This window comes from Candidatus Aquicultor sp., from assembly GCF_054640775.1.
On record NZ_JBTSLF010000167.1, the window covers coordinates 1 to 5394 of the forward strand.

Here is a 5394-nt window from a genome sequence, read left to right on the forward strand (position 1 = left end):
TATAGACTTTCATGTTCGCGCCGCGTACGTAGCCGATTACTTCGATGCCGAGCCGTTTCGCTAAATCGGCCGCCATATCGGTCGCCGCAGTGCGCGACACCAGGATCGGAATCCCGGCTTTTGCCGCTTTCACAACCATCTCATAAGAAATACGACCCGTCGTAAAAAGCAGCACGTCGCGGTCTTCGGCCCCGTCCAGCCAGAGCCTCCCCACGATCATGTCGACCGTGTTGTGGCGCCCGATGTCCTGGCGGGTAAAGACTATTTCACCGTCTTTTATCAGGCCGGATGAGTGCATGCCAGCGCGGCGGCTGCTGCGCAGAAACTGTTTCATGAACTCGGGGATATCCTTCGCAGGTATAGTAAACTGCGATTTGTTCTTTGCGATATTGAGGGCATCCCCCAGGCTTACAAACGAAAATCCTTTGCCGCAGCCCGACGTCACAAACCGTTTTCCCATTGATTTTGAAGCATTCGTCGTAGATTTTTTCGTGCGGACCCTTACCTCGCCGCGCTCCTCGTTTATCCTGATATCTAGCAACGCGTCGCGCTCTTGCAGCACGCCTTCTGCAAACAGAAAGCCGCAGGCAAGCTCATCCAGGTGCTCGAGGCTGGTCTGGACGGTCACGAGTTCTTCCGAGTTAACGTAAATCGTCACCGGGCGCTCAACAGGTGTGCGCTCAAGGAATGTGCCCTGCATCTGTGCGTGGGCGTCCTTGAGGTCGCGCTCGGTGTTTACGTTGAGAAACGTCGTATCCGCCCCCTTAAGGCCTACCATCTCATCCTGCTCGACCGTTCTTACGTTGACCTGCGGGAACATCGAAATTATCTTTCGCTCGCCCTGCGCCAGCGCTTCCTCTATGGCGGGCAGGCTGCGCTTGTTATAGAAGGCGAAAAGCGGCTCTAAGCCGTTGGCCGTCCGGGGTACTACAACATCCGCCTCACCGGTAAACCCGGCGAGGTACGTAATACTATCCGCACTGATAAACGGCATATCGACCGCGATAACGAAATTGTTCTCGTGCGATGATGCCTTAAGGCCCGCGCTGATTCCGCGAAGCGGACCCTGGTGCGGCACCTCGTCGCGGACGACCCTCGCCCCATTAAGCTCGAACGGGACGTCTTGATTAGTCACCACGACCACCTCGCCAAATAACTCGTTTAGCACGCGTACCGCACGGGCAAGCAGCGGCTCGCCGCCGAATTCTACCAGGCTTTTATCCCGGCCCATGCGGCTGCTCTTGCCCCCGGCAAGGATAATCGCGGTCATGTTTTTAGTTTTCATTACGTTACTCATCGCTCTCATCCATGTTCGCCTTCGCGTGTGATTACGTGAACACCGGTCGCTTTAAATGATGCCCATACAGTTTGGCCGACTGTAAGGCCCATATCCTCGACCGAGCGCTTCGTTATATATGCGACCAGAGGAAACCCGCAATCGAGGATTACGCGGTAATAAACACCCAGGTCTAGAATCGTCGTTACGGCGCCCGAAAAATGGTTGCGGGCGCTGGACCCAATCCCAGTTTTTGCCAATGTAATAGTAACATTTTCGGGTCGTATCAACACCCAAACTTTATCGCTCGGGCCGTCAGGGCCGACGGCCTCGACCTCCGCGCCATTTACCTTGATTCTGACCAGGCCATTCGCGTGGGCGACGGCTCTTCCTTTTAGAATATTTTGAACCCCGACAAAATCGGCTATGCCCCTGCTTGCCGGGGAAGCCGTCACTTCCTGAGGCGTCCCTATTTGAAGGATACCCCCCTTATCGATAAACGCACAGCGGTCGGCGAGTATCATCGCCTCGGTCAGCTCGTGGGTCACGTAAAGCACCGTTGTCTTCATTTTCTCTAAAATCTCGTACAAATCAACGAGAAACGACTCCCTGGTAGGGGGATCGAGTGAAGCCATAGGCTCATCCAACAGCAAAAGTTGGGGCTCCAGTATGAGCGCCCGCGCCAATGAAGTCCTCTGCGCCTCACCCCCGGAGAGGCTTTGGGCGGATCGGGTCAGCAGGTGCGCGATACCGAGCATTTCGGCGGTTGCTTGCACTTTTTGCTCTATCTCACTGCGGTCGGCTTTACGGACCTTAAGCCCGTACGCGATATTGTCAAACACCGTTCCCGAGAAGAGCAGCGATTCTTGAAACACAAACGCCAGGCGTCGCCGGATAGCAAGCTCGCTTTCAGACTTATCGCAGCCGACAAATTCGATGCTTCCGCCGCTTGGCTTTTCAAGCTGAGCGATCACGCGCAGCAACGTGCTCTTGCCCGAGCCGTTGGGGCCGATTATCGCGAGCACTTCGCCCCGGTTAACGGTAAGTTCCTTGATATCGAGGACCGCCGTTGTGCCATAGCGCATCACCAGATCTTTTATTACGAGATACGGCGCCATACGGCAGTCCCCTTTTGCTGATAATGCGTCAAGGCGTAGGTGGCGGCAAACGTTACGGTCAAAAGGATGAAACTCAGCGCCATCGCCCGGCTGAAATCGCCTTTACCGACCAGCTCGACGATAGCGGTGGTCAACACCCTCGTCTGCCCGCTGATATTGCCGCCGACCATCATCACGGCTCCGACTTCAGATATTATAGCGCCAAACCCCGCTATGACGGCCGCAAGCGCGGTAAGCCTCGCCTCTTTCATCAATGTAAACACCATCTGGCCTTTGGTGGCCCCAAGCGCAAGCGATTGTAATCGCAGCTTTGGGTCGAGCTGCTGTATTGCAGAAACGGTTAACCCGGTCACAAGCGGCAAAGCTATGATGACTTGGGCGATGACCATTGCGGGCAGCGTATACATGAGCCCCATGAACCCCAAAATTCCCGACCGCCACAAAAACAGGGCGGTAAATAAGCCGACGACGACGGGCGGCAACCCCATCCCGGCGTTAAACAACGCAACGACAAAATTCCTGCCCGGGAAACGGCTGAGCGCGAGGAGCAGCCCGATTGGAATCCCCAGCAGCAGGGATATGACAATCGCGCTGCCCGATGTCTCGAGCGAGCGCAATGTCGCTTCAACAACCAGAGGGTCGCCCGTGATTATCAATATGAACGCTTGTTTTAATCCATCAAAGAGTAGTTCCATGCCCGCCTTTAGAATTAGCGATACGATTATCTTATACTTACCGTTCTATTCTTACTTAGCCGATTTTACCGCATCGGGGATAAACAGCGGCTGCCCGTATTTATCCTTGCCGAACTCGGCGATTATCTTCTGCCCTTCGGAAGACGTAATAAAGTCGATGAATTGCGTCGCACCGTCCGAGTTAACTTTCGGGAACTTGTCGGGATTGACGGCGATAACACCGTAAGGGTTCAGCAGGTCTTTGCTCTTCTCAAGCACTATTCCAAGGTCGATGTTATCCTTTTGCACAAGGAACGTGCCCCTGTCGGAGAGCGTGTAACCCTGTTTTTCGTTGGCTATCCTGATGGTTGCGGCCATACCCTGACCGGTCTTGATATACCAGTCGCCCTGCGGCTTTATCCCGGCTTTTTCCCAGATCTTCAGCTCTTTTTTATGGGTGCCGGAATCATCGCCCCTCGATACAAAGGTGGCTTTTTTAGCGGCGATCTTCTTAAAGGCCTCTGCCGCGCTGGTGGTATCTTTTGCTCCAGTAGCATCATTTTTTGGCCCGATAAGAACGAAATCATTGTGCATAACGTCTTTTCTGACTTTGCCTAACCCCTTGGCCATAAACTCATCTTCTGATGGGCGTGCGTGAACGAGCAGAACATCGGCATCGCCGCGCTCGCCCATCTTCAAGGCCTCGCCGGTTCCGACCGCGATTGTCTTTACGGTAATGCCTGTTTTCTTTTCAAACGCAGGGATCAGCACATCCAGAAGCCCTGTGTCCTTGGTGCTGGTGGTAGTGGCGAGTATAAGGTTCTCGTTCTTGGCCTGCTTTTGGGTGGTAGAAGTTTGTTCCGAGGTTGTCGTAGCGCTCTGATTACTCGAGCAGCCCACAACGACAAGCATGGTTAACATTGCTGCCAGTAAGACAGCGATACATCGTTTCATGTGTCTCCTTTCCAAACACGGGAGGCCGCAACGTTTCCATCGCGACCCTATCGGCCGGATTGCCATAGCGTAAGCTTTAGGCGCACGGGCTCGGAGAGTTTACATTACCTGTAATACCTAGTATTACTCTATCTATTTAAAAACCATTACGTCGGTCGCTTTGACAACTACCGTGACTTCGTCTCCCTCCTTCAGACCAAGGTCCTCAACCGCTTCCTTGGCGGTAATAATCCCTTTTTCTACGGAGATTACCGTACCTTTCAACTGGTTCCTCGCACTTAGCGTCATAACAGCGCCTCCTTAAAATCACCTGTTTTACGTGCAGCGCTATTACTATCCCCAGTACGAAAGCAAACAAAAACACCGACCTCCCTTAGGAAAAATCGGTGCCTAAAATAAAGGCTCCTTTCCAATCGCGGGAGGCAAAGCCGTTTCCGGCTCGACCCTGGCCGAAAGCCCACCTTCACGGCAAGCCCGGCGCCCTAATCCCATAGCTCAAAAACCGTAGGGATTTCGGGTCGGAGTCCAGCTACTTGTCTTACGCTTAAAAGAATAGAACGAAACCAAAAAGTTCTCAAGCCCTTTTACGTCGTGTGGTTACGGCCTGATCTGGTCTACATCAAGTTTTTCAATACAGGTCATAAACGCCTGTGTTGATCGTGCCGGTGCATGCTTGCTTGTAACCAGATAGAGGTCTCTTAAAATCGGAGGCCCGGGTAACTTAACGGTCACGATCTCACCCAGTTTAAGCGAGCGTTCTGCAGCCCACTTGGAGGTGATCGCCACACCAAGACCCGAGCTTACGGCATTTACGACGGCTTCACTGCTGCCAAGCTCCATAACGACGTTGAGGTCGTCGAGCGTTAAGCCCTGCTTCGCGAGATGGTTCTCGATCGTCTGCCTGGTGCCCGACCCACGCTCGCGCATGATGAATTCAGCCTGGCTGAGATCGCTTAAGGTAACCATGCGCTTCTCGGCGAATTCGTGCCCCGCCGGGACGATAAACACCAGCTCGTCATTGAGGAACGGGTGCGCGCTCAGCTGCGCCACGTTGGGCTTTGCGCCGATGAGCCCGATTTGAAGCTCGCCTGAAATAATCATCTCGGTGATCTCGTTGGTATCGCCGATTTTCAGCGTAATCGAGACCTCCGGGTACTGCTTCTTAAATCTGCCGAGAATCTTCGGTAGAACATACTCACCGGGGATGGTGCTGCCGCCCACAGAAAGCCGTCCCTTTACGGATTCACCAAGCTCATCAAGCTGGTGCTGCGCGTTATCGATTTGCGAGACGATCTGCAACGCCGTGGGATAGAACAGCCTACCGGCTTCGGTAAGCTGGACTTTCTTGGTTCTACGATCAAGCAAGTCGACC

At 53.8% G+C, this 5394-nt stretch carries 6 protein-coding genes and 2 riboswitches; all 6 genes read right to left on the reverse strand.

The features are described from left to right. A partial coding sequence (locus tag ACYC56_RS11765; protein ID WP_461374373.1) for a formate dehydrogenase accessory sulfurtransferase FdhD occupies positions 1 to 1285 on the reverse strand: 1285 nt, incomplete at its 3' end. A 17-nt stretch (positions 1286 to 1302) separates the two neighbouring features. Further along, positions 1303 to 2394, reverse strand: coding sequence for an ABC transporter ATP-binding protein (locus ACYC56_RS11770; RefSeq protein WP_461374374.1), 1092 nt, complete (start codon positions 2392 to 2394; stop codon positions 1303 to 1305). Then, positions 2376 to 3089: an ABC transporter permease gene (locus tag ACYC56_RS11775; protein ID WP_461374375.1), complete on the reverse strand. Its 714-nt coding sequence runs from the start codon at positions 3087 to 3089 to the stop codon at positions 2376 to 2378. Before ACYC56_RS11775 ends, ACYC56_RS11770 begins: the two co-directional genes overlap by 19 nt. Before the next feature lie 51 nt (positions 3090 to 3140). Further along, positions 3141 to 4022: an ABC transporter substrate-binding protein gene (locus ACYC56_RS11780; protein WP_461374376.1), complete on the reverse strand. Its 882-nt coding sequence runs from the start codon at positions 4020 to 4022 to the stop codon at positions 3141 to 3143. Continuing rightward, positions 4011 to 4130: riboswitch (molybdenum cofactor riboswitch) on the reverse strand. (Overlaps the previous gene by 12 nt.) A gap of 24 nt (positions 4131 to 4154) precedes the next feature. Then, positions 4155 to 4310, reverse strand: coding sequence for a TOBE domain-containing protein (locus tag ACYC56_RS11785; RefSeq protein ID WP_461374377.1), 156 nt, complete (start codon positions 4308 to 4310; stop codon positions 4155 to 4157). A gap of 98 nt (positions 4311 to 4408) precedes the next feature. Beyond that, a riboswitch (molybdenum cofactor riboswitch) is annotated at positions 4409 to 4558 on the reverse strand. 61 nt (positions 4559 to 4619) lie between these two features. Continuing rightward, on the reverse strand, positions 4620 to 5394 hold a 775-nt coding region (locus ACYC56_RS11790; protein WP_461374378.1), incomplete at its 5' end, for a LysR substrate-binding domain-containing protein.